This is a genomic window from Kaistella yonginensis, assembly GCF_030409525.1.
Lineage (GTDB): Bacteria > Bacteroidota > Bacteroidia > Flavobacteriales > Weeksellaceae > Kaistella > Kaistella yonginensis.
This window is the reverse complement of sequence record NZ_JAUFQB010000022.1, coordinates 121,822-147,026: the sequence shown is the minus strand read 5'-3', so window position 1 is coordinate 147,026 and position 25,205 is coordinate 121,822. Positions and strand designations below refer to the sequence as shown.

The window sequence follows — 25,205 nt, the reverse complement described above, 5'->3', positions numbered from 1 at the left end:
CGTTTTAGATGAAAAATGATTTATAAAAATAATTATAACTTTTTTAAAAAAAATAATATATTTGTTTAATCTACAAGAACATAAATGCTGTTTTCCCTTAAATAAGAAAGAAAAAATTAAACCATCTTTTTATGAAAAAAATTTCTACTTTAATTCTTATAACTTTTTTCAGTTTCGCATTTTCTCAAACTTATCATTTTGATTTTCTTACCAAATATTCAAGTACCAATTTTAAAACAAAGAACATACGTGAAATAGTATCCTACAATAATTCTGATGATTTTTCTTACTATTTACGACTGAATAAGACCAAAGAGGATTTCACTGCAAGTTTGTACGATCATGAAAAAAATGTGGAGCATTATTTTTCTGTAAAAGAAACAAAAATAAATGGCGAAATTAGATTTCAGTTTACATACATCAATACTGCAAAATTGCTTACCTCTACTTTAATGAAGAATTATAGATATGAATTTTCGGAGATTTCTGCAAATAGTCCTAAAGTTGTTTCCTTGAAAATTTATCCATCCAAAAGAGCAAAGAAACCGATCAATGAAAAAGAATTTACTTTACAAAAAGCCAATAAAAATTTAATTGGATTATACCGTTCAGAATGGTTGCATGAATATTCAGATGATGGCGAGTTACAAAAAGTAGGAAATTATTTTGTTTCAAAAGCAATCGAAAAATATAAAACGGTTACCTGTGAAGTGGTTTTGAAAGAATACAAAAATGTGGAATTGCAAATCGTCGTTCCTGAAAAATTAAAAATGTAAATCTTTGTTTTCAATACTTATTTTGAACGCTAAAGTAACCTCGTTTCACCGCTAATATTTCTACTTTTAAAACTTGTATTCAGCCGGAATATTATTAAAGAGGGCAATTACTTGACTTTGCCTTTTCAATGTCGTATATTTGCACTCCGAAAATTCTCATTTTTCGGATCTAATTTTTAAACCGTAATTTAAAAAGATGAAAACATCACATTTTAATTTTGACTTGCCAGAAGAGCTTTTGGCAGAACACCCCGCAGAACACAGAGATGATGCAAAACTCATGGTTCTAAACCGTGCGACCCAAACCATTGAACACAAACAATTCAAAGATGTTGTAGATTATTTCGACGAGAAAGATCTTTTCATCTTCAATAATACCAAAGTTTTCCCGGCCAGACTGTACGGAAATAAAGAAAAAACAGGGGCGAAAATCGAAGTTTTCTTATTAAGAGAGTTGGATAAAGAAACCCGCGTATGGGATGTATTGGTAGATCCAGCGCGTAAAATAAGAATCGGTAACAAATTATTCTTTACAGAAGACGAAGGTTTAGTGGCCGAAGTTATTGACAATACCACGTCCAGAGGAAGAACTTTGCGATTTTTATACGATGGTTCTTACGAAGAATTCCGCACGAAATTAAAAGAATTGGGCGAAACTCCACTTCCAAAATATATCAAAAGAGACGTAGAACCAGAAGACGCAGAACGGTACCAAACGATATATGCAAAACATGAAGGTGCGGTAGCCGCACCAACAGCAGGGCTGCATTTCTCCAGACATTTGATGAAGCGATTAGAAATCAAGGGAATTGATTTTGCTGAAATTACCCTACACGTTGGTTTAGGAACTTTTAACCCCATCGAAGTTGAAGATTTATCCAAGCATAAAATGGAGTCGGAAGAAGCCATTATTACGCAGGAAAACGCTGATATCATCAACAAAGCAGTTGAAGAGGGTAGACGAGTTTGTGCCATTGGAACTACCACCATGAGAACGATTGAGACTTCCGTTTCTTCAAATAGAAAAATCGGACCTTACCATGGTTGGACCAATAAATTTATTTTCCCACCACATGATTTCGGTGTAGCAAACTGTATGATTACCAATTTCCATACGCCAAAATCTACCCTAATGATGATGGTAGCAGCATTTGCAGGAAAAGATTTCTTAATGCACGCCTACGAAGAAGCTGTAAAACATAAATATAAATTCTATTCTTACGGTGATGCCATGTTAATCATCTAAAGAAGTATTTTAAAAGAGCCTAGTAAAAAGTAAAAAGTACCAAGTGAAATGCCTGGTACTTTATTTAATTAGAAAGGTTAACTTTAGTAAATCGAAATTTTTTATTATGAAAAAGAATGATTTACTAGAGAGAACTTTTTGGTTTGGAATTCATTGTCTGAAGTTTCTAAGGAAGCTTCCAAATGATCCCGAATCTAGATTAATCCGATACCAATTGGGAAAGTCTTCAACTTCACTTGGTGCTAACTACGAAGAATCCCAAGCAGGATCTTCAATAGCAGATTTTAAAAATAAGGTTAAAATTTCTTTACGAGAAACAAGGGAATCCAATTATTGGCTAAGAGTTATTAAAGCACTCGATGAAAAGGAGAATGAAGAATTGGATCAATTACTTGCTAAAAGTTTAGAATTAAAAAACATTTTTGGAGCGATAGTAAATAACACAAAGTTGTAAAAACTTTGCTCTTTTTACTTTTTACTTGGCTCTTATTCATATTATGAAGGATATCCGCACTTTATCACTCGAACAATTACAGGAATATTTCGTCTCTTTAGGCGAAAAACCTTTTCGAGCAAAGCAAGTTTATGATTGGCTTTGGAGTAAAAATATGCATTCGATTGATGAAATGACGAATCTTTCTAAGGCGTTAAGAGACCGCATTTCTAAAGAGTACATTATCAATCCCATCTCGGTAGACCAACTTCAAAGGTCGAAAGACGGAACCATAAAAAACGGCGTAAAATTACACGACGGACTTTTGGTAGAATCCGTTTTAATTCCGACCGAAACGCGAACAACCGCTTGCGTTTCTTCCCAAGTTGGTTGCTCACTAAACTGTGAGTTTTGCGCAACAGCACGCCTTAAAAGAATGCGAAATCTGGAAGTCGCAGAAATTGTAGACCAAGTAGCCCTAATCGATCAGCAAAGTAAATTATACTTCGACCGACCGCTCTCAAACATTGTGTTTATGGGCATGGGTGAACCAATGATGAATTATAAAAATGTTGTAGAATCCATCAAAAAAATTACTGAACCTTCAGGTTTAGGAATGTCGCCCAGACGAATCACCGTGTCAACCTCCGGAATCCCGAAGATGATTAAAATGTTGGCTGATGAAGAAATCAAGGTAAATTTGGCCTTGTCTTTACATTCTGCCATTGAGAAAAAGAGAAATGAAATCATGCCTTTTTCTGATAAATTTCCCTTAACTGATATTATGGATTCCCTGAAATATTGGTACGAGAAAACAGGAAATATCATCACTTTTGAATATTGCGTTTGGAAAGGAATTAACGATCAGGATGAAGACATCAAAGCTTTAATCCGATACTGTAAACAGATTCCAAGCAAAGTGAATTTAATTCAGTACAATTCGATTGGCGACGGGAAATACGATCAATGCAACAAATCCGCAGAAGAAAATTACGTGCGACAATTAGAAAAAGCAGGAATTACGGTGATGATTCGCAGAAGCCGTGGCGGCGATATCGATGCTGCTTGTGGACAATTGGCCAACAAAAGCAGTGAGTAATGTTTTCGCACATCGGCAAAACCAGAACACCCAGCCATAACCTTGCAATCGCTTCATTGTTGTCTTTTGTAGCGGGTTTGGTGAATGTTGTTGGCTTTTTTTCGGTCCAAAAACTAACCACCAACGTCACCGGACATTTCGCCTTTTTCGTCGACGAAGTTTTTAAACTTAATTTCAACAATGCTTTTCATCTGGCGCTGTTTGTATTTTACTTTTTCTTAGGCGCTTTTTTCGCCAATTTCACGGTCGAAACTTATTCCAGAATCAAGGAAAACGAAACCTATGTTTTTCCCATCATTACCGAAGCTATAATCCTTGCTATTATCGCAATCACGGGCAATTATCTCATCAAAGTAAATCCAGATGTCATCGCTTACAGTTTACTTTTTGCCATGGGCATGCAAAACTCATTGGTCACCAGTATTTCGAAATCAATTGTTAGAACCACCCACCTCACTGGACTTTTCACCGATATGGGTATCGAATTTTCGCAGCTTTTTTTTTACAAAGACAAATTCCACAAACGCAGATTACTCAAATCCATAAAATTACGCCTCACCATCATCACCATGTTTTTCTTTGGTGGCGTCACTGGTGGCATCTTATTTGAGCATTTTGGCATCAAATCTTTAATACTCGGCTCTGCTATTTTGTTGGGCGGATTATCGTACGATTTTATCAAAATCAAACTCCTTCTCCTAAAACGCCGACGTGGATGAATATAAATAGTCTTAATTTGGGCGACTATTTCCGTCTTCCATTCCCGCTTTTTTTACTCCACCTTGTTTCGTAAAAAAGAGCTTCATTCAAGCCGAGTCGCAGGGTAGGATTTCTCATTAAAGGTCAGTCAATTTTTTAAAAATAAACAATGAAGCAGTTTTTTCTCTTATTTTCAGTATTCTTTTCCCTGAGTTTTTCTGCTCAGCAAGATTATGAGTGGTTCAAAATCAATAAATACCGCAATGCAGTTTTAAACGACTCCATCAACGAAAATTCGGGCTTAGATTTTTTCAACAATCGCCTATTCACCCTAAACGACAGTGGAAACAGTTCCGAAATTTTTGAAATCAGTAAAGAAACAGGAAAGATTGAAAACGTTTTTAAAACCAATTTAGTCAATATAGATTGGGAAGCCATTACTTCAGATTCTAGCAATTTATACGTGGGAGATTTCGGAAATAATCTGGGCACACGCAAGGATTTGGTGGTCCATAAAATTCCGTTTACCGATTCTTTAATGATAACCAAAATCAGCCAGCATCCTTTCTATTACCCCGAACAAGTCGATTTCAGTCCCAGAAATTTAAACCAAAATTTCGATGCTGAAGCCATGATTTTCCTCAATGAAAAAATTCATATTTTCACCAAAGAATGGGCCGCTAAATCAACGACTCATTATACGATTGATCCAACGATTTCCACCAATCAAGCGGCACAGAAAATAGAATCCTATTCCACAGGTTATGTCGTTACAGATGCTGCTTATTATAACCAAAAATTATATTTGGTAGGGTATACCAAAAACGCCGAAGTCTATCTGTCCATTTTCAAAGAATCCGAACCTGGAATTTTCTTTAATGAAAAGCCCAATAAATATTATCTCGGCAGTTCTTTAAACCTTGGACAAATTGAAGGAATTACAGTTGATGCCAAAGGCATCTACATTTCCGGAGAGCAATTTATATTGCCAATTGTGAAAGCAAAACCCTATCTGTATTTTATCCCGTTTGAAAAAATGAAATAAATCAAGTTCAAAACACGAATTAATTCAACATATTCTTTATTTATAATTATCTTTGTAGCTATTCATCTATTCTAATTTATTATCATTCATTCGTGGCGAACATCGTAGAAGAAATTAAAAAACCGATCAATGCAGAGATGAAACTTTTCGAGCAGAAGTTTTACGAATCAATGCAGAGCAATGTTGCACTTTTGGACAAGGTTACGCGATTTATCGTTACCACAAAAGGGAAACAAATGCGCCCGATGTTTGTATTTCTTTGTGCTAAACTCGTGGGCGAGGTGAACGAAAAATCCTTTCGTGGCGCATCAATGATAGAATTGATTCACACCGCAACTTTGGTTCATGATGATGTGGTCGATGAAAGTTTTAAGCGCCGAAATTTCTTCTCTATCAATGCCTTATGGAAAAATAAAATTGCCGTTCTGGTTGGCGATTACTTGTTGTCTAAAGCTGTTTTATTATCTACCGATCACAAAGATTACGATTTACTTTCTGTAATCTCACGAACGATTCGCGAAATGGCCGAAGGAGAATTACTGCAACTCGAGAAAGCTCGAAAATTAGATATTACCGAAGACATTTACTACGAAATTATCCGGCAGAAAACAGCGACTTTAATCGCTGCGTGTTGCGAAATCGGCGTACTTTCTACCAGTGACGATATTTCATTGGCCAAGAAAATGATGGAATTTGGTACTTATACCGGAATGGCGTTCCAAATCAAAGATGATTTATTCGATTATTTGACCACGACGATTATTGGTAAACCGGTGGGAATTGACATCAAAGAACAGAAAATGACTTTGCCGTTGATTCACGCATTAACAACAGCAAACGAAAAAGACCGTAAATATTTCTTCAATTCAATAAAGCGCTACAACAACGATCAGAAGAGAGTTAAAGAACTCATCGAATTTGTAAAAAATTCAGGTGGCTTGGATTATGCGGTTGACAAGATGAAATCATATCAACAGCAAGCTAAAGGTATTCTCGATGATTTTCCCGATTCAGAAGCGAAAAAATCCCTTCAATTAATGCTTGATTACGTTATTGAAAGGAAATTCTAATTCCTTCAAAAAAGATGAGCGGAAATTGAACCATTAAGTTTTCAATTAAGAAGTTAAGATGATTAAGATTTTCTACGCAAATTATTAGGCGCAATAGTGGTCTAAACTTTATATTTCATTGCACTTATCTCCAAAATTCACTTACAAAACTTTAAATATTAAGATTTTATAGAAATCTTCCTTTGCTGATTGAAACGCCCTTGCGTCCGTAATTTTAAACACTATATTTCTCAAAAATATTTGCGCCTTTGCGTTAAAAGATTTCTGCCTTAAGAAAGTCTTCAGCAAAAAAACTCGTGCCTAAAAAACATTACTTGATTTTTAAATCAACTCCATTTAATCTTAATGAATTTAAAATCACCGAGACCGAACTGAAACTCATTGCCGCCGCTGCAATCATCGGACTCATCAAGATTCCGAAAATAGGGTAGAGCAATCCTGCTGCCACGGGTATTCCTAAAGTATTGTAGATAAATGCAAAGAATAGATTTTCTTTAATATTTTTCAATAATTTTTCACTTAGAATTTTGGCTTTTGCTACGCCCAAAATATCGCCCTTTAGTAAGGTGATTTCGGCACTTTCAATAGCCACATCAGTTCCTGTTCCCATGGCGATTCCCACGTTGGACTGCGCTAAAGCCGGAGCGTCATTGATCCCATCTCCCGTCATTGCAACGATTTTTCCTTCGGCCTGAAGTCGCTTGATTTCGGCTAACTTATCCTGTGGTAGGCAGTTTGCGAAATACGTTTTGATACCCAATTCATCCGAAACCGCTTTGGCTGTTTGTTCATTATCCCCCGTCATCATAATGACCTCTACATTTTGCGCCTGTAAAAATGCAATTGCTTTTTTAGAACTGGCTTTGATATTATCTGAAAAAGTAAGCATCCCCAAAACCTCTTTTTCATTGGCTAGAAACGAAATGGTTTTTGCCTGGGTGGTGTTTTTTTCAATAATACTTCTAAAATAAACGGGAATTTCTAAGTTGAATTGTTTTAAAAGTGATTCATTACCCAATAAAACAGTATCGCCTCCAATCAATCCTTTGACTCCTTTACCGGAAATATTTTCGAAGTTTTCAACTTTTTCAAACGCTTTTTCTTCTTTTCTAAATTCCGTTAACACCGCACTCGAAAGTGGATGTTCTGAATTTTGATTCAAAGAAGCTGCTAATTTTAAAACCAATGTTTGTGCACTGTTTTCATTCGCAATTACCTCATCTAATTTGGGTTTTCCTTCTGTTAATGTTCCTGTTTTATCAGTGATGAGCACATTTACTTTATGCATTTGCTCCAGAGCTTCTGCATTTTTAATAAGGATTCCGTTATTCGCACCTTTGGCGATTCCAACGGTTAAAGACATCGGTGTAGCCAAACCAAGCGCACATGGGCAAGCGACAATTAAAACTGCAACAGCATTGACGAAGGCGAAAATCAAGGCATTTTCTCCCCCGAAAATTCTCCAGACGATAAAGGTGATTATGGAAATTGCGATAACGACTGGCACAAATATTTTCGATATTTGATCCGCTAATTTTTGAATCGGTGCTTTACTTCGCGTCGCCTCATTTACCATTTTTATAATTTGGGAAAGCAAAGTTTGGTCGCCCACTTTTTCGGCGGTCATCAAAAAAGTTCCGTTTCCATTAATCGTCCCCGAAGTTATCTTCATTCCTACATTTTTTTCTACAGGAATGGGTTCGCCGGTAATCATACTTTCATCTACATTAGAGTTTCCCTCGGTAATCTTTCCGTCCACCGGTATTTTTTCTCCCGGTTTTACTCTTAAAATATTCCCAATTTGAACTTCGGAAAGCGGTACTTTCTTTTCAATATTATCCACGATTAGATTGGCTTCATCAGGCGAAAGGTTCATCAATTCCTCAATCGCCTTGCCGGTTTTTTGATGGGCTCTGGCTTCAAGCATTTGTCCCATAATAACCAAAGTTAAAATTACCGCAACCGATTCAAAATAGAGTGGTATTTTTCCGCCGTGGGTAATTTCATGCGGTAAAATATCGGGGTATAACAACGCAATGATGCTGAACAGAAAAGCGGCGACAGCGCCTAAGGCAATCAATGAAAACATATTCAGATTCCAGGTTTTAAAGGAAACCCAGCCGCGTTTTAATAAAAACCAACCAGCATAGAATATGACGGGAATTGAAAAAATTAATTCTAGTATTCCCTGAACTTTATTTGAAAAAGGAAAATCAAACCACATTCCGCCCATCGATAAAATAAAGACGGGAATGGTGAAAACCAACGCAATGAGAAACTTTTTTTGCAATAATTTATACGTGTCGTCTCCGGCAGATTGTTCGCCTTTTTCTGGAATCTTAACCAGATCCATGCCGCATACGGGGCAACCAACATTAGAATCATATACTTTGTCGCCTTCGCAAAACATCGGGCAATAATATTTTCCGGCGTTGCTATCCTGGTCAATGACTGGTTCACCTTTTTTCTCCACCGCATGATGGTGGTGATGATGCGCTGAAGCATGAAGCAATTCTGGTGTAATTTCCTCTAGATGCATATGACAAACAGGACAACCAACATCAGAAGGGTAGGTTTTATCGCTTTCGCAAAACATAGGGCAGAAATATTCACCCACTTTATCTTGGAAAGTTTCTGGTAAATTGGTTTTTGAAAAAGTTTGTGGTTTGTTTTTATAATCCGCTCTTTCTTCAATGGGGACCAAAAACATGTTGCAGGTTGGGCAACGCTGGCCCGGTGTGAAATAAACTTTTTCGCCTTCGCATTCCATAGGACAGTAATAAACGGAACTTGGCGAGATTCTCTCAGACGGTGGTATATTGGGTGTAGACATTGTATATATTTTAATTACAAATTACCAGCTTTTTCTTTTAAAGCTGTTATAAAGATAAGGAAGTTTGTTGTAAAATTTAGAATGAGCCTGTTCGGCTCGATCTTCCTAAATTAAATCTGATCGAGGGCAATTCGATTTTTAGATTTTAATTTTTTAAATGAAGTAGGATTGAAGCCGGTAGAATTTTTGAACTGAGCAGAAAGATGTTGTACACTTTTATAGCCCAACTGCTGGGAAATTTCCGTTAGGGTAAATTCATTGTATAAAAGAAGTTCTTTTGCTTTTTCTATTTTTTGCAGAATGAAATAATGCTCTAGAGTTACGCGTTCATGCGTAGAAAATGTTTTAGAAAGGATGCTGTAATCCTTTGCAAATTGGTCACTGATAAATGTTGATAAGATAAAATCTTCCGCAATATCCAACGTGCTGATTTTTAGAATAATGGCTTTTTTAATTTGCTCAATTTGGGTGTTTACCGCATCTTCCAGGATTTGAAAGCCCAGTTTTTTCAAGTGATTGTTAAGCCTATTTAATTCAGAATCATCCAGCGGTTTTATGGTTTCTGCTTCGCCCAAATGCAGGGTAGAAATTTCGATCTTTAAATCTTTAAAAATAGTTTGAACCGCCGAGATACAGCGGTCGCAAACCATATTTTTAATATTGATTTTCATCTTGTTTTTTTAAGCGATCGGCAATAAATTCAATTTTTGTTTTACCATGTTTGGTGGGTTTTCCTTCCATATCAACCCCAACGAAAATTATTTTATCAATGGTAATGATGGTTTGGCGGGTCATCATATTCCGAACCTCACAACGTAAGGTGATGCTTGTATTTCCGAAGTCGATGGCTTCTATGCCAATCTCGATAATATCGCCTTGTTTGGCAGAACTGATAAAGTTGATTTCTGAGATAAATTTGGTGACGCATCTGGGTGTTTCTAATTGAATAATCGCGTACAGTGCTGATTCCTCATCAATCCACTGCAATAAACGGCCGCCGAATAAGGTTTGGTTGGGATTTAGATCTTCTGGTTTAATCCATTTTCTGGTATGATAATTCATTTTTTCTTTATTATAATTAAATACACGTTTTTTAAGGTAAAACTTCTTTTGTTTTATCTGGTGAACACCAATTTTGATTCTGTGGAAAGTTTTTCGTCGATGCGGTAATTTTCCAGGTTAAAACCTTTTACTTCATCTAATGTTTGCACGCTGTTCTGTGCGCAATATCGAGCGACCAATCCACGCGCATGTTTGGTGTAGACCACAATGGTTTTAAGTTTTCCTTCTTTGTATTCGTAGAAATCGAAATCGATAATGGGTGCTTTCAGTTTCTTTTTATCAATGACTTTAAAATATTCTTTACTCGCTAAATTGAGCACCAAATCTTTTGTTTTCAGTTCGCTGTTGAGTTGGGCGGTTACTTTTTCAGTCCAGAATTCGTATAGATTTTGATGTCCCTCGAAGTTAAATTTTCGGCCCATTTCCAGGCGGTACAGCATCACTTTATCGGAAGGTTTAAGCCAACCGTACAAGCCCGACAGGATTCGGTAGTTTTTCTGTAAATAGTGAACCGCTTTTTCATCCAATGATTGGGCATCTAAGCCACGATAAACTTCACCGCTAAAAGCCATCAAGGCGGTGGTAGATTCTTTGGTTGAAGGTTTGGCTTTCCAGTTTTGGTTTCTTTCCCAGTTTTCATCTGCCAGTTTGGTAGAAATTTCCATTAACTCAGAGAGGTATTTGGGAGATTTGTGTTTTAAAGTGGATTGTATGAAGTTTGCTTCTTCGATGAAATGAGGATGGCTGGGTTTTAAAAAACCGGTGGTGTTTTCTATATTCATCAATTTTGCGGGCGATGATATGATTTTCATGTATGTAGTAATTAAAATAGAATGGTTGAACGATTGGTGATGAGGGTAACTGCACTGCGTCCCGACTTGAGTGGAGCTCTTTTTATAGGACTGGCGGAGCGTAGCGGAAGCCAGTCCTATAAAAAAGCGGGAACGGAGGGCGGATGAAGACGCCCAAAATGCATTTAAAAAATTCCTTTTCCTTGTCGCAAAATTTCGGGTTGGCCGCTGGTGAGATCGACGATGGTAGAGGCTACATTTTCGCCATAACCGGAGTCGATTACGATATCGACCAGATGATCGTATTTCTCGGCAATCAATTCGGGGTCGGTGGAGTATTCGATCACCTCATCATCGTCTTTGATCGAGGTGGAGGCGATCGGATGTCCTAATTTTTCGACAATCATTTGGGGGATGATGTGGTCTGGCACCCGGATTCCGACGGTTTTATTTCCTTTGTAGGCCAGGGGCAAATTTTTGTTGGCTTCTAAAATAAAGGTAAAGGGGCCGGGTACATTATTCTTTAAATATCGGAAAGTGCTGGTGTCAATCGGTCGCGAAAATTCGGAAAGGTGACTTAAATCGTTACAAATTATTGAAAATTGGGCTTTTTCTAACTTGATTTTTTTGATTTGTGCGAGTTTTTCCATGGCTCGAATATCAAAAATATTGCAGCCCAAAGCATAAACGGTATCGGAGGGATAGATAATTAATCCACCGTTGTTGAGTACCTTAACTACTTCTGCAATTAGGTTTTCCTGTGGATTGTCGGGATAGATTTTAAGAATTTTTGCCATATACAAATTTAGTAAAAATAGCTGAATAAATATTTTTTAGAAATAATTTGGAAGTTTAGATAATAGTTGTATATTTGCACCACAATAACGCGGGGTAGAGCAGTAGGTAGCTCGTCGGGCTCATAACCCGGAGGTCGCACGTTCGAGTCGTGTCTCCGCTACTAAGTAAAGAGAATCAAGAAATTGGTTCTCTTTTTTTGTGGGGTTGAGTCTCTGTTTTTTGTGAATTTTCTTGGAGTTTTTAATTTTAAAGATTCTTCGTTCGTCAGAATGACAGAGTAATCCTAAATAAACACCTCAAAAAATTATTAAAAATTTTCTTTAAAATATCTTTCTGTTGTGAATTTTAAATAATCTTGATCGTCTTTTATATAGTCACAAATCTTTTTTAACGATTTCAAAACAGAAAAATACTGCTCTTTATCAAATTTAAATTGCACTTCTGGATGAAATATTTCTCCAAAACTGCTTTGGAAACTATGCATTTTCACAGTATTGTTTTCAGTATCGCAGTCTAATTTCATTTTTATATGAGAACATCCTGTACTTCCGCAAGTATGAACCAAACAGATGTTGCTTTCTTCTAATGTGTAATCTGATAAGTCATCTTTTAAATCATTTAATTCTTTCTCGGTTAAACCGATTTCATTGGATTTTAAAAAAGGTTGAGATAAAATGACCAATGTTTCATAAGGTGAAAATCCAACCATTTCATGTTTGAAATCTACATGCATCAGATTTTTTGGGAAATTGTAATAAAATAGCATTTCTTCGGTTAAATCTTCTTGAGGATAAATTTCAAAATTATAAGATGCTGGGATAAAATTCTTCTTTTCTACATCATTAGCAAAACCCAACGCTGCATGTTTGCAGATAATATAATCGTACAGTGGAATATTATTAACTAAAATGGTAGCAATAATTGCAGAATCTGATTGTTGTAAACAAAAATTGAGTTGATCGAGGTTTTCCATAGTTTCACAATTTTCATTTCTTTTCACGAATCCTTTTCTACGATTCGGATTTGTTCAAAATTTTTATTGATTTTCATTTGTTTTCAAGAATTCTCTACAATCCCAATTTGTTCAAAAATTTTATTGATTTTCATTTGTTTTCACGAATCCTTCTCTACAATCAGGATCTCCTCCTCACTCAACCCATAAAGTTCATAAACCATTTGATCTATTTCTTGATCTGTACTCTCAATTTTAGATTGAATTTCTAATGCTTTGCTTTTTTCTTGGTCAAAATAGTCTGCCCATTCTGCTTCTTCGGAAAGGGAGCGTTTTATTTTTTGTTTGCTTAATTCTTTGATGAAATCTGCATAAGAGAGATTGTACCAATCTTGCAGTTTTTTGGTTAAGTTTAAATTCTCAAATTTCCTTTCGCAGGTTCTTTGGAATTTTGCGGAAATTTCTTGGAGCGCTTTGTTGAGAGAGAGCATTTGATCTGCTTTTTCGATGAACGGTTCTTGCTCTGAAAGTGAAATTTCTTTGATTGGCAATTTCTTAATATTAACAATTTTAACTTCCGAAAATGCTTTCCCAATTTCAGGAACTATAATTTGATATAAAAAATTCAAAAACTTTGAATTGACTAAAACTAGAATATATTTTAAATTAATGTTTTTATCTTCAGTAAAAAGCAAATGTGTTGTGTCCATTGTATAATTTTGGTTATTATCAAAAGAAGCAACCAAATGATCGGAAGTTTGCCTAAATATAATTTTATTTTCTACTTCAAACATTTTTTCGTTCGTATTACTCCATAATTCCTCTTTTCTGAATAATACATAAATTACATTTTTTATAGGTGTGTATTTATAAAAATCTCTTCCTCTAACTATTGGCTTATATTCATCACTAATTTTAATTTCAGAAAGAAACTTTTTATTATCTCCAGTTTTAACACCATTATAAAATTTGAATTTTTCATTTGATAAATAAATTGAATTTTTGTAGGATTTTTTCCAGATACTAATTTTTGAAAGATTAAATATTATTTTATTTTGCGGTAATTCTAAAAATTCTAATTGATTCAGAATGTCAAATTGTTTAGTAATTATTTCTTCAAAATTATCGTAATTAATTATTTTTGAAAACTGATTTGGATGAAGATGGTTTTGTATTACCATAATTGAAGCGCCTCCTGTTACAGCATCTTGGAAAATCTCAAAACTAAAATTACAAATCAAATTCAAATAATAATTTTTAATTAAATTTTCTCTAAAATCTTCATAAAAATAATTCAAATAAATAGTATTAGGAATAATAAATGATAATATGCCATTTTTTTTAATTAAAGCTAATGCTCTTTCTAAAAAAATTAAATATGTATTTACTTTATAAACTGATGATTTTGGATAGTTTTTTTTATAAAAATCAATCACTTTTTCTTCAGATTCTTGATTTTTCCCAAGTGCAGTTGTGACATACGGCGGATTTCCAATCACCACATCAAACCCAGATTGCTTCGTTCCTCGCAATGACGTGTTGAAAACCTGTGGAAACTCTTTCTCCCAATTAAATGCTTTTTCTCCGGCAACTTCAGGATCATCTATTAAAGAATTTCCACACTTGATGTTGTTGTTCAAACTGTTCAGTTTTCGGTTGGGTTCTGCAGTTCGCAACCAAAGTGAAAGTTTTGCAATTTCTACAGATTCTTCGTTCAAATCAACTCCAAAAAGATTATGTTCTAAAATACTTTCGCTGTGATAAGAAAATATAATAGGTACATTTCGCAGTTTTGCTTCCAGTTCATCAATATATTGGTGTTCATTAATTAAAAAATTCAAGGCTTCATTCAGAAATGCTCCAGAACCACACGCAGGATCTACAATGGTAATTTGCAACAACCACGCTCTGTAATTATCTAATTTTTCGAGCAGATTTTTACTTGTTTTCTGTTGTCTTTTTTTATCGGTTGAATATTCTTCTTCTACAATTTCGAATTCGGTTTTCTTTTCTTCACATAATTTTCCTACCGTATTTTCTACAATGTATTTGGTAATGTATTTTGGCGTGTAGAAAACGCCGTCTTTCTTGCGTTTCGATTTAGATTTGTCTATTTCCTGACCTTCTAATTCGGCTTTTATTTCATCAATTTCATTCAAAGAATTTTCGAAAATATGACCGAGAATATTTACATCTACTTCACTTGCAAAATCATATTGAGAGAGTTTGTAAGTGTGTTCATATAAGATTTTGTCATCAATTTTGATGTGATCCAGAACTTCATCTTCTTTAAACAAACCACCATTATAAGCATAAACTTCTGGATTTTTGCCTGAATTCAAATACTCGAAATTTTGTTTGTATCTGTCATAAAGCGGAAAGTAAGCATCTAAATCTTTCAACTTATTCCAATCTCCAATTATTTTCCTGATGTAGTTTGGTGGCAATAAACCTCTATCTTCTCCAAAGAATAGAAAAAGCAAACGATCCAATAATTTTTGCGATTTCTGAAAAAGTATTAGTGGATCATATTCCGGATTAAGTTGTGTTAAATTTTGAAATAATTCCCTTTTGAAAACCGAATAATCTTTGTACAATTTTTTGGTAATGATATCTTCCTGGTTGAGCGATTCATCTTTCAGTTTTTTTGGAATATCATTTTTAATATTTTCAAAAGCCAAAATCAGGTACATCAAATTAAACTGTTCTTGCGATAATTCAAAGAGATTAAACGTAATATTTTCTATGGCATTATCCACATAAAACCTCAATTTCTCAAAGTTGGAAGTTATCACATATTTGCAATTTTCCTGATTGTTTTTGTAGCCAAAAGCTTGATCTTCAATTTTGGATAAATCGGTGGTATTGGTTCCTTTCAACTCAATGATCGCAGTAACTTTATCATTGATGATAATGGCTCCGTCTGCTTTTTTGCTGTCTTTTACATTTTTATATTCTGTGGTAATATTGAAGTTTGGCGTTGGATTTTTCGTGTACCCTAAAACATTGACAAAAAGATCAATTAAAAATTCACCTTGATATTGTTCTTCTTTAGAATTTCTAATATTTTGCTGGATGGTAGGATTGTGAAAATGCGCCCGAAACAAATCCCACTTTTCCAGAAGAATTGCAGGATTTTGCGATTGAAGATATTTAGAGATTACCGTTTTCTGAAACAGAGCCATAGTGCGTTTGAGTTTTTAAAAAAAATAATAGTCTACCTCACAAAACGAAAAAAAATTACATTGGGTAGTTTTCTCAGGTACCAAACAAAAATAGTTAATTTTATTCGTTAAATACTTCAAAAAAAAGAATTAAATCGCCGCGTCTTCACCAATCGTTTCTTGCTGCCAAAGTCTTGCAGAATAAGACTGACCTCACCCGCTAAAAGAATCATGGCATCGCTTATAAGAAATAGGCCATAACTCGTGGGAAATACGCCAGCAAAATGATTAAAATGAAACGGTAAATTGCGTGTTCAAGTTGAACTCAGAACCTATCGCGTGGTGTTTTTTAATTTATTTAAAGTTCCTTCGCTTCATATTCACTTTCATTTCCTAAGCGATCAACGGTTTTTAGCGCCACGGTAGTCAGTTTTCTGCCATTCTTTAACAACGGATAATTTTTAGCGACAATTCCTTTTTCAAAAATTAAGGTTTCCCATGTATCGCCATATTTAAGGAATAAAACCCATTGAAAAACCTGTTGATGATCCAAAGAATTCCACTTCAACTGAATGGTGTTGCCACTATTTTCTGCAAATAAAATGGGTTTCTCTAAAGCCTTTGCTTTAATCCACGGTGATTTTGGAATCAGTGCTTTTTCTTTATAACTATTTTTAATCGCTTCATACATGGCTGGGTTTTTAGATAATCCATCTACGCTGTAATGAATTTCACCTGCGCCATTTTTCAGGATTTTTCGGGTCGTATTGATTTGATTCACAATCTCGGTTGGGCGATCGGCGACCTCTTTAATCCCGATGGTGTTTAAACCTGGCCAAAGATGGCGTTTCTCTGTGTTTTCGCTTTCCCACCATTGCAACAAAGCGGTGTAACTTTGTGGCCCCTCATTTTTCCAATAAAGCTGCGGCGAAAAATAATCCAACCACCCTTGATTCAACCATAATTTGGCATCTGCGTAAAGTTCATCATATTGCGAAGTGCCTTTGATGCCCTCCGGAAAACCGGGTTTCCAGATTCCAAACGGACTAATTCCGAATTTTACATAACTTTTTTCTTCTTTAATTTCATCGTGAATCCTTTTGATGAATTTATTCACATTCGCTCTTCGCCAATCTGCTTTAGAAAGATTGCCACCACGCTTCAAGTACCCGTTCCAGGTTCTGGAATCTGGGAAATCTTTGCCACCGTTGTATTCTCGGTACGGATAAAAATAATCATCAATATGAATAGCGTCAATATCATATCTTTTGACCAAATCTTTAATCACTTTTGCGGTATGATCCTGGGTTTTCTCATCAGAGGGATCCATCCAATACATTCCGTTGCGGAGTTTAATAATTTGCTCGGGCATTTTTTTCACCATTGATTCAGCAGTAATCGGTCCGCCTGTTGTATGGTGCGCACGATAGGGATTTAGCCACACATGCAATTCCATTCCACGTTGATGTGCTTCTGTAATCCAAAACTCCAAAGGATCATAAAATGGAGTAGGAGCCTTGCCTATGGAACCGGTCAGAAAATAAGACCACGGTTCGATATCACTTTTATACATCGCATCTGCCGAGGGTCTTGCCTGAAAAATAACTGCATTAAAATGGGCTTCTTTTAGTAAATCGAGGATTCTAATGGCTTCCTCTTTTTGTTGCTGCGTTGAAAGGTTATTTTTCGATGGCCAGTTGATATTCGCCACCGTTGCAATCCAGGCTGCACGAAATTCGCGCGGAACTTCCGGCAAATTAAGTTTGGCTTCCGGTTTTGGAACAATCGTTTTCGATGGAGTAGGTTTGGTAGTTTCTGTTGATTTCTTCGTCTCTTTTGCAACTGGTTGTTTGGTGGCACAAGAAGTAATGAAAAGGGAAAGAATGAGTAATAATATGGTCGATGCTTTTGCAAAAGAATATTTCATAAATAAGTTTTAAAGGAAAAATAATTAACGTCCTCATTTTATTAAAATTGTTTGTTTCAGGTGAAGAAAATTCAATTTAATAATTTGAAAAATGACAGTCGCAAATATATAAAAAGCAATGTTGTTAATGGTTTAGATTTAAAAACAAAAAACTTTAAAATAGTTTAATTTTAAAGTTCAAAAATTGTTTCTTTTTTATGAAAGCTTTATAACAACGACTTATAGAATAAACTTTTATTATAATCGTGTATTTTTACAATCTTCTAAGTAAGTCTCTTGCACCATGATGTATTAGAATAATATGAATTTCATTTTTAGAAATTGTTCTGTAGATTATTCTATAATCACCTTCAAAAAGTTCTCGTACGTTTTCATTATTAATTTCAAAGACTTTTTTACCAATAATAGTTCCTTCTTTTAAAATTTCTGTTTTCTTTTGAATTTTTTTACTTGATATTGAGCATATCTTTTAGAATCCAAAGCAATGAATTCATAAATTTCTTTTAAATCTAATTTGGCAGATTTTAACCATTTTATTCGAACCATGTTTCCATTTCATTTTTTAGGTCTTCTTCAGAAATGGTTTCATTTTGATCGGATTCTTTGATTCTAATTTCCAATTTTTCGATGACAATTAATCTTTCGATGACTTCATCGATACTAATCTCGTCGGGAAACGTTTCAATCTGTTTTATTAATCGCTCTTTTGTAATGGTCATGACTTGATTTTTAATAATGCTAAATTAGAAAATAAAAAACAAAGAGTCCTATATTAATTTGAAACTCCTTATACATCAGTGTTGTACTTTTTTTTAAAATTCTACTATATAGAACAACTGATGAAATCGCTCGAACATGATCGAAAAGTAAAAGTTTACGTACGTACAAAATTATTCCATTAACCATATATTAATTTCTTCAAATGTTTTTTCTGACTGTTCAATCCAGGGAAAATGACCAGATTTATCAAGTAAAAGTAATTTAGAATGTGGTAAATTTCTGTGTAATTTTTCTGCAAATTCTGGTGGATTATTGGTGTCAAATCTGCCATTAATAATTAAAACTTTTGTTCCTAGATTTTTAAATTTTTTCTGAATATCTAAATATTTTTGTCTTTCAGCAGGTGTTTCAAAATAGGCCTTACCACCAATAGGTTTTCTTCTTCCATTTTGAGAAATTAACTTTGTAATTGGAATTACTTTTTGAGAACTTTCTTCGTTATAACACCACCATTTGATTGGTGAATCGGCTAAATCTCTTCCGTTTTTGTCAATTTCAGTTTTGTGGTCGTACATGTAATCCCAATCATTGATAATTTGTGCAAACCATTCAGACTCAGTTTTCCTTTTACTCTCGGATTGTTTTCTCCGCTTGATGGTTTCATCCAGATCGCCAATAAAACTTGTTCCAGTCAATATTAAACCTGAAACATTTTGAGGATGCTCAACTGCATACTGCAAGGCGATTGCACTTTGATCAGAATGACCGAAAATCCAAATTTTATCGGCACCTATTTTTTTGCGTAAGAAATCGAGTTCCCGGGTTAAATGCTCATTATTGTAAGCTAGCAATTTTTTTGGAGCTTCAGATTTACCAGTTCCGCGAGGATCATAATAAACCACCGTGAATTGATCTTCAAGTGGTTTTAAAGTAAGTTCGTAACCGACTTTTCCGGAGTTAGGATGTCCCACAAAAAGAAAAGGACCGTTTCCTTTTACTGTATAATTTAAAAAAATTCCATCTATCTTTTCGTAGAAATCGCCTTGCTCAATTTTGGATGTTGAGGTGCAGGAATTCAATAATGAAAAGAGGAAAATTGATAAAGCTGGGAAATAACTTTTCATAATGTAGTTGAAATATTATCTGTTAATTAATAGAAAAGCAATTTAGACATAAAAAACAAAGAGTCCCAAATTAATCTGGAACTCTTTTATTCAGTTGGCAAAAGCCATTTTATGGTAATGATCTCGAAAGATTAACCTTTCGCACCTCTTTCAATCCGTTTTCTTTCGTTTTCAGAAAGTACTTTTTTACGCATTCTGATGAAGTTAGGCGTTACCTCAATCGCTTCATCACCTTGGATGTATTCCATACATTCTTCCAAAGAGAAAAGGATTTTCGGAGCAATACTACCGTCTTTATCTTTACCAGAGGCACGCATATTGTTCAATTGTTTGGCTTCAACAATATTTACCACCATGTCGCCCGGTTTGTTTTGTTCTCCGATAATCATTCCTTCGTAAATTTCTTCACCCGGATCTACAAAGAACTTGCCTCTATCCTGTAATTTAGCAATAGAATATTCCGTAGCTGGACCTTGGGTTTTACTGATTAAAACACCAACCAATCTTCCAGGAATCGCACCTTTGAAGGGTTTGTAATCTGTAAAACGGTGGGCCATAATTGCTTCACCAGCAGTTGCGGTTAGCATTTGAGAACGCAATCCGATCAAACCTCGGGACGGAATTTCGAATTCCAAGTGTTGCATTTCACCTTTGGTTTCCATGATATGCAAATCTCCTTTACGTTGCGTTGCCAAGTCGATTACACGGGAAGCATATTCTTCTGGTACATCCACAACCATTGATTCATAAGGTTCACATTTTACACCATCAATCTCTCTTAAGATTACTTGTGGCTGACCAATGGTCATTTCATAACCTTCTCTTCTCATCGTTTCGATCAAAACAGAAAGGTGAAGAATTCCACGTCCGAATACCAAGAAGGTATTGGCATCTTCCGTAGGCTCAACCTTCAAAGCTAAATTTTTCTCTAACTCTTTCATCAACCTTTCTTTCAGGTGATTAGAAGTTACATATTTACCATCTTTTCCGAAGAAAGGAGAGTTGTTAATAGAGAATGTCATGTTCAAAGTGGGCTCATCAATTGCCGTTCTTGGCAATGGATCTGGGTTTTCAAGATCAACGAATGAATCTCCGATCTGAAATTTGTCGAATCCTACGATGGCACAAATATCTCCTGCTTTTACTTCTTGAACTTTCTTTTTACCAAGACCTTCAAAAACATAAAGTTCTTTTACTTTTCCTTTAACAATCGTACCATCTGCCTGAGCTAGACCAATCCATTCGGATTCTTTTACAGTACCTTGGTTGATTTTTCCAATTGCAATTCTTCCTAAAAATGAAGAGAAATCCAAAGATACAATCTGCATTCTTAGCGGACCTTCTTTAGCTTCTGGAGCGGGGACATGCTCTAAAATTCCATCTAATAATGGGAAAATATTTTCTGCAGGCTCTAAGGACGTGTTAAACCAACCTTGTTTAGAGGAACCGTAGAACGTGGGGAAATCCAATTGCTCTTCTGTTGCATCTAAGTTAAAAAACAAATCGAAAACCTGATCATGAACTTCATCCGGACGACAGTTTGGCTTATCAACTTTGTTGATCACCACCACTGGTCTTAATCCTAATTCCAAAGCTTTTTGCAGGACGAAACGCGTTTGTGGCATTGGCCCTTCAAAAGCATCTACTAAAAGAAGTACACCGTCTGCCATTTTCAAAACCCGTTCTACTTCACCACCGAAATCGGCGTGACCAGGGGTATCAATTACATTAATTTTGGTGTCTTTATAGGTTACCGAGATGTTTTTTGATAAAATGGTAATTCCTCGCTCACGTTCCAGATCGTTATTATCCATAATAAGATCTCCCGATTCTTGATTTTCTCGGAAAACACTGGTAGCGTGGATGATTTTGTCAACCAAAGTTGTTTTACCGTGGTCAACGTGCGCAATAATTGCGATATTTCTAATGTTTTGCATAATCATTTTTTGACGGTGCAAAAGTAATCTTTTTTCGTGAAAAACGAACCCATCTATTTGAATTTACTAAAATTTTATCCTAAAAATTAAAGAAAATTTAATATTGACCTTCTCTTTACCAATCAACTACGCTGAAAAAGAGTGCCGCTTCATCAAAAAAAAGCGATCTATAAGACCGCTTCAGAAATGAAATTTTTAAACGAAATGTTTTATTTCATTAAATAGGAATAAAGATCATCTTTTAAATGAACTCTTTTTTTTCGTAAATCCGTTAAGTGTTCATCAGTCGTATGATTTTGGTCGCCTTCTTCGTAATGCTGAATGAGTGCATTGATTTCTTCGTAATTCACATACATTTTTTTGAAAACGTCGTCATTCAATTTAAAGGTGTTGATTTTTTCTGCCAGTTCAGGGAATTCGTTGGTGAGATTGTGATTTTCCATGACGATACTTTTTAATTATTTAATACCTTAAAGTTAAGAAAAATCCAGTCTAAAGAATGATGAATATTATCAGTAATTTTAGAAAACCGCGATCATCGGTAAAATCATTATTCTAAAGACTACTTTATCCAGAATTGTCCTTTTTTTATTTAAAACCCAATCAAAATCTTTATCTTTGCCCATTCTTAATAATAAGGTATAAAGCCTTCAATTTTAAACTTTGAACTCAAGATATGAAATGTGGAATCGTAGGTTTACCCAATGTAGGCAAATCAACCCTTTTTAACTGTTTAAGCAACGCCAAAGCGCAATCTGCTAACTATCCTTTCTGTACCATAGAACCCAATATCGGGACGGTCTCTGTACCAGATGAACGTTTGTTTGAACTGGAAAAATTAGTACAACCTGAAAGAGTTTTACCTGCAGTGGTAGAAATCGTAGATATTGCAGGATTGGTAAAAGGAGCCAGTAAAGGAGAAGGTTTAGGAAATAAATTCCTGGCTAATATTAGAGAATGTGAAGCGATTATTCATGTGCTAAGATGTTTCGAAAACGGAAATATTGTTCATGTGGAAGGTTCAGTAGATCCAATGCGCGATAAAGAAATTATCGATATCGAACTTCAATTAAAAGATATTGAAACCCTGGCAAAAGCAGTTGAAAAGGCAAAAAAATTCATTAAATCTGGGAAGAAAGATGATGTGATGACTTATGAAACGCTCCTTAATTTACAGAAATTTGTAGAAGAAGGCAAAAATGCACGCGAATTTCCAACCGATGATTTTTCGAAAGCTATTATTGCCGATGTGCAGTTATTGACCAACAAACCGGTTCTTTATGTTTGTAATGTAGATGAGAATTCCATTAAAAATGGAAATGAGTGGATCGCTAAAATAGAAGAAATGGCTGCCCTGGAAAATGCTGAAGTGGTAGTTCTTGCAGCACAAATCGAAGCCGACATTAATGAGCTGGAAACCTTTGAAGAAAGACAAATGTTTCTGGAAGAACTGGGTTTAGCTGAACCTGGAGTGAACCGATTGATCCGTAAAGCATACGACTTACTACATTTACAAACCTATTTTACAGCCGGGGTAAAAGAAGTTCGTGCCTGGACCATTGGAAAAGGTTGGACTGCTCCGCAAGCAGCGGGCGTGATTCATACCGATTTCGAAAAAGGTTTTATCCGTGCAGAAGTTATTAAATATGAAGATTTTTTAAAATTTGGTTCAGAAGCCAAAGTAAAAGAAGCCGGAAAATTATCGGTGGAAGGAAAAGAATACATTGTTCAAGATGGCGATATGATGAACTTCCGCTTCAACGTATAATTTCATTTTACATAATATAGATCGTAAAGTGGGCTCCTGAGCTCGCTTTTTTCTGTCTAATCAAAAATATCAGGCATTTTCAGTAATATGCTATCAGATTAAATTGCGATTTGTATATTTGAAATAAATTGATATTATGACAAAAAATTTATTAGTGCTCTCAATGCTGACTTTTGGGATTTTGGGATTTTCGCAAACGGTAGTTTTTGAAGACAATTTTAATGATCCTGTAAAAGTGGCGTTATGGGAAAATACGGATCGTGATGGAGATGGTCAAAAATGGGAATTTTATAATGCAGAAGAAGATGATATGCCTGCATTCACAGGTGATTTTGCAACCTCTTGGTCTTGGTATTTTGAAGCGTTCACGCCCGATAACACCTTAACAAGTCCCGTATTTACTTTGCCAAATAGTTCCGGGCAGCTCACTCTTCGATTTAAAGTTGGCGCTTTTGATGAAGAAATATTTGAGGAACATTATGCCGTCTACGTCATTTCAGAAAACGCAACATTCACCGGAACAGAAACTCCGGTTTTTGAAGAAACTTTAGATGCAGGTTACACGCAAGTTGCGAAAAATATTTCTGTAGATATTTCAGCTTATACGGGCCAAAAAGTGAAATTGGTGTTCCGTCATTACAACTGTACAGATATTGCCTTCATTGGTTTAGATGATGTACAAGTGGTTTTCCAAGAAAATATGGGTGTTGCGGCTATAAACAAAATCCAATTATCAATTTATCCAAATCCAACTTCTGACTTTCTGAACATTCAAAATGTAAAAGGATTACAAAATGTACGTATTTTTGACATGACTGGGAAAAAAGTAAAGGAAACTTCTTCCGCTACTGTTGATGTTAAAGATCTTTCCAACGGGCAATATATTCTTAATGTTTATTATGGAAATGAAGTAATTTCAAGGAAGTTTATTAAAAATTAAAATCAAATACAAATTTTAGCGAAGTGAAGAGTAATTCTTTTACTTTTTTAAGGAAATGATATTAAAATTATGTTAAAAATAATTTGGAATCGAAATGTAAGAACGAGTATTCGTATCTTGAGTTCAAATTAAAAATATGGAAAAGAAAATCACCGTTTTAGTCGGAAGTTTACGTAAAGAATCATTCAACAGAAAAATCGCCATGGAGCTGATTCGTTTAGCACCTAAATCTTTAAATATGGAGCTTGTAGAAATTGGGGATTTGCCATTTTACAATGAAGATTTAGAGGAAAATCCACCAAAACAATGGACTGATTTTCGGGAAACAATTAAAAATTCGGATGGCGTACTTTTCGTTTCGCCAGAATACAACCGCACCATTCCCGCCGTGCTGAAAAATGCCATTGATGTGGCTTCTCGACCGGGTGGAAAAAGTGTTTGGAAAGGAAAACCGGGTTCGGTGGTAACTGCTTCTCCAAGTGGTATTGGTGGCTTCGGAGCTAACCATAACATCCGTCAGGCCGTGGTTTTTCTTGATGTTCCCATGATGCAACAACCGGAAATGTACCTTGGCAAAGTTCACGAATTATTCCAAGAAGATGGAAAAACTGTCATCGAAAGAACCGAAAAATTCCTAAAAACCTACATTGATGCTTATGCAAATTGGGTTTACAAATTCTAAAAATCCAACTATTTTCAAAAACCTTTTCTAACGAAAGGTTTTTTTTATGGATTAATTCATCCTTTAATCCTCATGAAAATACCTTTTAATAAAAGAATTATCCTTAAATTTCAACTTCATTTTATGTACCCTTATTTTT

General features: G+C 35.2%; 23 protein-coding genes and 1 tRNA gene. 11 read left to right on the top strand and 13 right to left on the bottom strand.

The features are described from left to right. Window positions 1-131 precede the first annotated feature (131 nt). The 7 genes from QWY78_RS09040 (at window position 132) to QWY78_RS09010 (ending at window position 6,368) form a co-directional block, all read left to right on the top strand. Entirely contained in the window at window positions 132-776 is a 645-nt protein-coding gene (locus QWY78_RS09040; RefSeq protein WP_290218957.1) for a hypothetical protein, read from the top strand. A 196-nt stretch (window positions 777-972) separates the two neighbouring features. Beyond that, window positions 973-2,022: a tRNA preQ1(34) S-adenosylmethionine ribosyltransferase-isomerase QueA gene (queA, locus tag QWY78_RS09035; RefSeq protein ID WP_290218954.1), complete on the top strand. Its 1,050-nt coding sequence runs from the start codon at window positions 973-975 to the stop codon at window positions 2,020-2,022. 106 nt (window positions 2,023-2,128) lie between these two features. Then, the gene (locus QWY78_RS09030) at window positions 2,129-2,476 is read left to right on the top strand and encodes a four helix bundle protein (RefSeq protein ID WP_290218951.1); all 348 of its coding nucleotides are present in this window, start codon (window positions 2,129-2,131) and stop codon (window positions 2,474-2,476) included. 43 nt (window positions 2,477-2,519) lie between these two features. Continuing rightward, window positions 2,520-3,554, top strand: coding sequence for a dual-specificity RNA methyltransferase RlmN (rlmN, locus tag QWY78_RS09025; RefSeq protein WP_290218950.1), 1,035 nt, complete (start codon window positions 2,520-2,522; stop codon window positions 3,552-3,554). Then, window positions 3,554-4,273 (top strand): YoaK family protein, encoded by a 720-nt coding sequence (locus QWY78_RS09020; RefSeq protein WP_290218948.1) that lies wholly within the window; start codon window positions 3,554-3,556, stop codon window positions 4,271-4,273. Before rlmN ends, QWY78_RS09020 begins: the two co-directional genes overlap by 1 nt. Before the next feature lie 149 nt (window positions 4,274-4,422). Continuing rightward, the gene (locus QWY78_RS09015) at window positions 4,423-5,298 is read left to right on the top strand and encodes a hypothetical protein (RefSeq protein ID WP_290218946.1); all 876 of its coding nucleotides are present in this window, start codon (window positions 4,423-4,425) and stop codon (window positions 5,296-5,298) included. 92 nt (window positions 5,299-5,390) lie between these two features. Then, window positions 5,391-6,368 (top strand): polyprenyl synthetase family protein, encoded by a 978-nt coding sequence (locus tag QWY78_RS09010; protein ID WP_290218944.1) that lies wholly within the window; start codon window positions 5,391-5,393, stop codon window positions 6,366-6,368. Between the two features lie 310 nt (window positions 6,369-6,678). Here QWY78_RS09010 and QWY78_RS09005 read toward each other — a convergent pair whose 3' ends face one another. The 5 genes from QWY78_RS09005 to QWY78_RS08985 all read right to left on the bottom strand — a co-directional run bounded on the left by QWY78_RS09005 (window position 6,679) and on the right by QWY78_RS08985 (window position 11,851). Continuing rightward, complete coding sequence (locus QWY78_RS09005; RefSeq protein WP_290218942.1) at window positions 6,679-9,201, bottom strand: copper-transporting P-type ATPase; 2,523 nt, start codon at window positions 9,199-9,201, stop codon at window positions 6,679-6,681. Between the two features lie 110 nt (window positions 9,202-9,311). Beyond that, window positions 9,312-9,872: a helix-turn-helix domain-containing protein gene (locus tag QWY78_RS09000; protein WP_290218940.1), complete on the bottom strand. Its 561-nt coding sequence runs from the start codon at window positions 9,870-9,872 to the stop codon at window positions 9,312-9,314. Next, a complete protein-coding gene (locus QWY78_RS08995) occupies window positions 9,856-10,263 on the bottom strand; it encodes an acyl-CoA thioesterase (protein ID WP_290218938.1) in 408 nt (135 codons plus the stop codon). Before QWY78_RS08995 ends, QWY78_RS09000 begins: the two co-directional genes overlap by 17 nt. 53 nt (window positions 10,264-10,316) lie before the next feature. Further along, entirely contained in the window at window positions 10,317-11,075 is a 759-nt protein-coding gene (yaaA, locus tag QWY78_RS08990; RefSeq protein ID WP_290218936.1) for a peroxide stress protein YaaA, read from the bottom strand. Between the two features lie 164 nt (window positions 11,076-11,239). Beyond that, complete coding sequence (locus tag QWY78_RS08985) at window positions 11,240-11,851, bottom strand: L-threonylcarbamoyladenylate synthase (protein WP_290218934.1); 612 nt, start codon at window positions 11,849-11,851, stop codon at window positions 11,240-11,242. An 88-nt stretch (window positions 11,852-11,939) separates the two neighbouring features. Here QWY78_RS08985 and QWY78_RS08980 point away from each other — a divergent pair. Then, window positions 11,940-12,012: transfer RNA gene (locus QWY78_RS08980), tRNA-Met, on the top strand. A gap of 147 nt (window positions 12,013-12,159) precedes the next feature. Here QWY78_RS08980 and QWY78_RS08975 read toward each other — a convergent pair. The 8 genes from QWY78_RS08975 to QWY78_RS08945 all read right to left on the bottom strand — a co-directional run bounded on the left by QWY78_RS08975 (window position 12,160) and on the right by QWY78_RS08945 (window position 22,119). Continuing rightward, complete coding sequence (locus QWY78_RS08975) at window positions 12,160-12,825, bottom strand: hypothetical protein (protein ID WP_290218931.1); 666 nt, start codon at window positions 12,823-12,825, stop codon at window positions 12,160-12,162. A gap of 140 nt (window positions 12,826-12,965) precedes the next feature. Then, a complete protein-coding gene (locus tag QWY78_RS08970) occupies window positions 12,966-15,989 on the bottom strand; it encodes an Eco57I restriction-modification methylase domain-containing protein (RefSeq protein WP_290218929.1) in 3,024 nt (1,007 codons plus the stop codon). Between the two features lie 337 nt (window positions 15,990-16,326). Next, the gene (locus QWY78_RS08965) at window positions 16,327-17,895 is read right to left on the bottom strand and encodes a glycoside hydrolase family 10-like protein (protein ID WP_290218926.1); all 1,569 of its coding nucleotides are present in this window, start codon (window positions 17,893-17,895) and stop codon (window positions 16,327-16,329) included. A gap of 253 nt (window positions 17,896-18,148) precedes the next feature. Next, window positions 18,149-18,337, bottom strand: coding sequence for a type II toxin-antitoxin system RelE/ParE family toxin (locus QWY78_RS14860; protein ID WP_353960525.1), 189 nt, complete (start codon window positions 18,335-18,337; stop codon window positions 18,149-18,151). Window positions 18,338-18,428: 91 nt separating this feature from the next. Next, a complete protein-coding gene (locus QWY78_RS08960; protein ID WP_290218925.1) occupies window positions 18,429-18,614 on the bottom strand; it encodes a hypothetical protein in 186 nt (61 codons plus the stop codon). A gap of 171 nt (window positions 18,615-18,785) precedes the next feature. Then, window positions 18,786-19,739: an alpha/beta fold hydrolase gene (locus QWY78_RS08955; protein ID WP_290218924.1), complete on the bottom strand. Its 954-nt coding sequence runs from the start codon at window positions 19,737-19,739 to the stop codon at window positions 18,786-18,788. Window positions 19,740-19,870: 131 nt separating this feature from the next. Beyond that, the gene (gene typA, locus QWY78_RS08950; RefSeq protein ID WP_290218922.1) at window positions 19,871-21,676 is read right to left on the bottom strand and encodes a translational GTPase TypA; all 1,806 of its coding nucleotides are present in this window, start codon (window positions 21,674-21,676) and stop codon (window positions 19,871-19,873) included. Between the two features lie 209 nt (window positions 21,677-21,885). Next, window positions 21,886-22,119, bottom strand: a complete 234-nt coding sequence (locus QWY78_RS08945; RefSeq protein ID WP_290218920.1) for an HP1242/YdcH family protein — start codon at window positions 22,117-22,119, stop codon at window positions 21,886-21,888. A 233-nt stretch (window positions 22,120-22,352) separates the two neighbouring features. Between QWY78_RS08945 and ychF the strand changes: the two genes are divergently transcribed. The 3 genes from ychF to QWY78_RS08930 all read left to right on the top strand — a co-directional run bounded on the left by ychF (window position 22,353) and on the right by QWY78_RS08930 (window position 25,066). Next, entirely contained in the window at window positions 22,353-23,444 is a 1,092-nt protein-coding gene (ychF, locus tag QWY78_RS08940; RefSeq protein WP_290218917.1) for a redox-regulated ATPase YchF, read from the top strand. Window positions 23,445-23,580: 136 nt separating this feature from the next. Further along, complete coding sequence (locus QWY78_RS08935; RefSeq protein WP_290218915.1) at window positions 23,581-24,384, top strand: T9SS-dependent choice-of-anchor J family protein; 804 nt, start codon at window positions 23,581-23,583, stop codon at window positions 24,382-24,384. A gap of 136 nt (window positions 24,385-24,520) precedes the next feature. Continuing rightward, window positions 24,521-25,066, top strand: a complete 546-nt coding sequence (locus QWY78_RS08930) for an NADPH-dependent FMN reductase (protein WP_290218913.1) — start codon at window positions 24,521-24,523, stop codon at window positions 25,064-25,066. Window positions 25,067-25,205: the final 139 nt, after the last annotated feature.

Bases quoted from the DNA above. Each gene is read 5' to 3' on its own strand.
- QWY78_RS09040 (WP_290218957.1), top strand. From the start codon at position 132: ATGAAAAAAATTTCTACTTTAATTCTTATAACTTTTTTCAGTTTCGCA.
- queA (WP_290218954.1), top strand. From the start codon at position 973: ATGAAAACATCACATTTTAATTTTGACTTGCCAGAAGAGCTTTTGGCA.
- QWY78_RS09030 (WP_290218951.1), top strand. From the start codon at position 2,129: ATGAAAAAGAATGATTTACTAGAGAGAACTTTTTGGTTTGGAATTCAT.
- rlmN (WP_290218950.1), top strand. From the start codon at position 2,520: ATGAAGGATATCCGCACTTTATCACTCGAACAATTACAGGAATATTTC.
- QWY78_RS09020 (WP_290218948.1), top strand. From the start codon at position 3,554: ATGTTTTCGCACATCGGCAAAACCAGAACACCCAGCCATAACCTTGCA.
- QWY78_RS09015 (WP_290218946.1), top strand. From the start codon at position 4,423: ATGAAGCAGTTTTTTCTCTTATTTTCAGTATTCTTTTCCCTGAGTTTT.
- QWY78_RS09005 (WP_290218942.1), bottom strand. From the start codon at position 9,201: ATGTCTACACCCAATATACCACCGTCTGAGAGAATCTCGCCAAGTTCC.
- QWY78_RS09000 (WP_290218940.1), bottom strand. From the start codon at position 9,872: ATGAAAATCAATATTAAAAATATGGTTTGCGACCGCTGTATCTCGGCG.
- QWY78_RS08995 (WP_290218938.1), bottom strand. From the start codon at position 10,263: ATGAATTATCATACCAGAAAATGGATTAAACCAGAAGATCTAAATCCC.
- yaaA (WP_290218936.1), bottom strand. From the start codon at position 11,075: ATGAAAATCATATCATCGCCCGCAAAATTGATGAATATAGAAAACACC.
- QWY78_RS08985 (WP_290218934.1), bottom strand. From the start codon at position 11,851: ATGGCAAAAATTCTTAAAATCTATCCCGACAATCCACAGGAAAACCTA.
- QWY78_RS08975 (WP_290218931.1), bottom strand. From the start codon at position 12,825: ATGGAAAACCTCGATCAACTCAATTTTTGTTTACAACAATCAGATTCT.
- QWY78_RS08970 (WP_290218929.1), bottom strand. From the start codon at position 15,989: ATGGCTCTGTTTCAGAAAACGGTAATCTCTAAATATCTTCAATCGCAA.
- QWY78_RS08965 (WP_290218926.1), bottom strand. From the start codon at position 17,895: ATGAAATATTCTTTTGCAAAAGCATCGACCATATTATTACTCATTCTT.
- QWY78_RS08960 (WP_290218925.1), bottom strand. From the start codon at position 18,614: ATGACCATTACAAAAGAGCGATTAATAAAACAGATTGAAACGTTTCCC.
- QWY78_RS08955 (WP_290218924.1), bottom strand. From the start codon at position 19,739: ATGAAAAGTTATTTCCCAGCTTTATCAATTTTCCTCTTTTCATTATTG.
- typA (WP_290218922.1), bottom strand. From the start codon at position 21,676: ATGCAAAACATTAGAAATATCGCAATTATTGCGCACGTTGACCACGGT.
- QWY78_RS08945 (WP_290218920.1), bottom strand. From the start codon at position 22,119: ATGGAAAATCACAATCTCACCAACGAATTCCCTGAACTGGCAGAAAAA.
- ychF (WP_290218917.1), top strand. From the start codon at position 22,353: ATGAAATGTGGAATCGTAGGTTTACCCAATGTAGGCAAATCAACCCTT.
- QWY78_RS08935 (WP_290218915.1), top strand. From the start codon at position 23,581: ATGACAAAAAATTTATTAGTGCTCTCAATGCTGACTTTTGGGATTTTG.
- QWY78_RS08930 (WP_290218913.1), top strand. From the start codon at position 24,521: ATGGAAAAGAAAATCACCGTTTTAGTCGGAAGTTTACGTAAAGAATCA.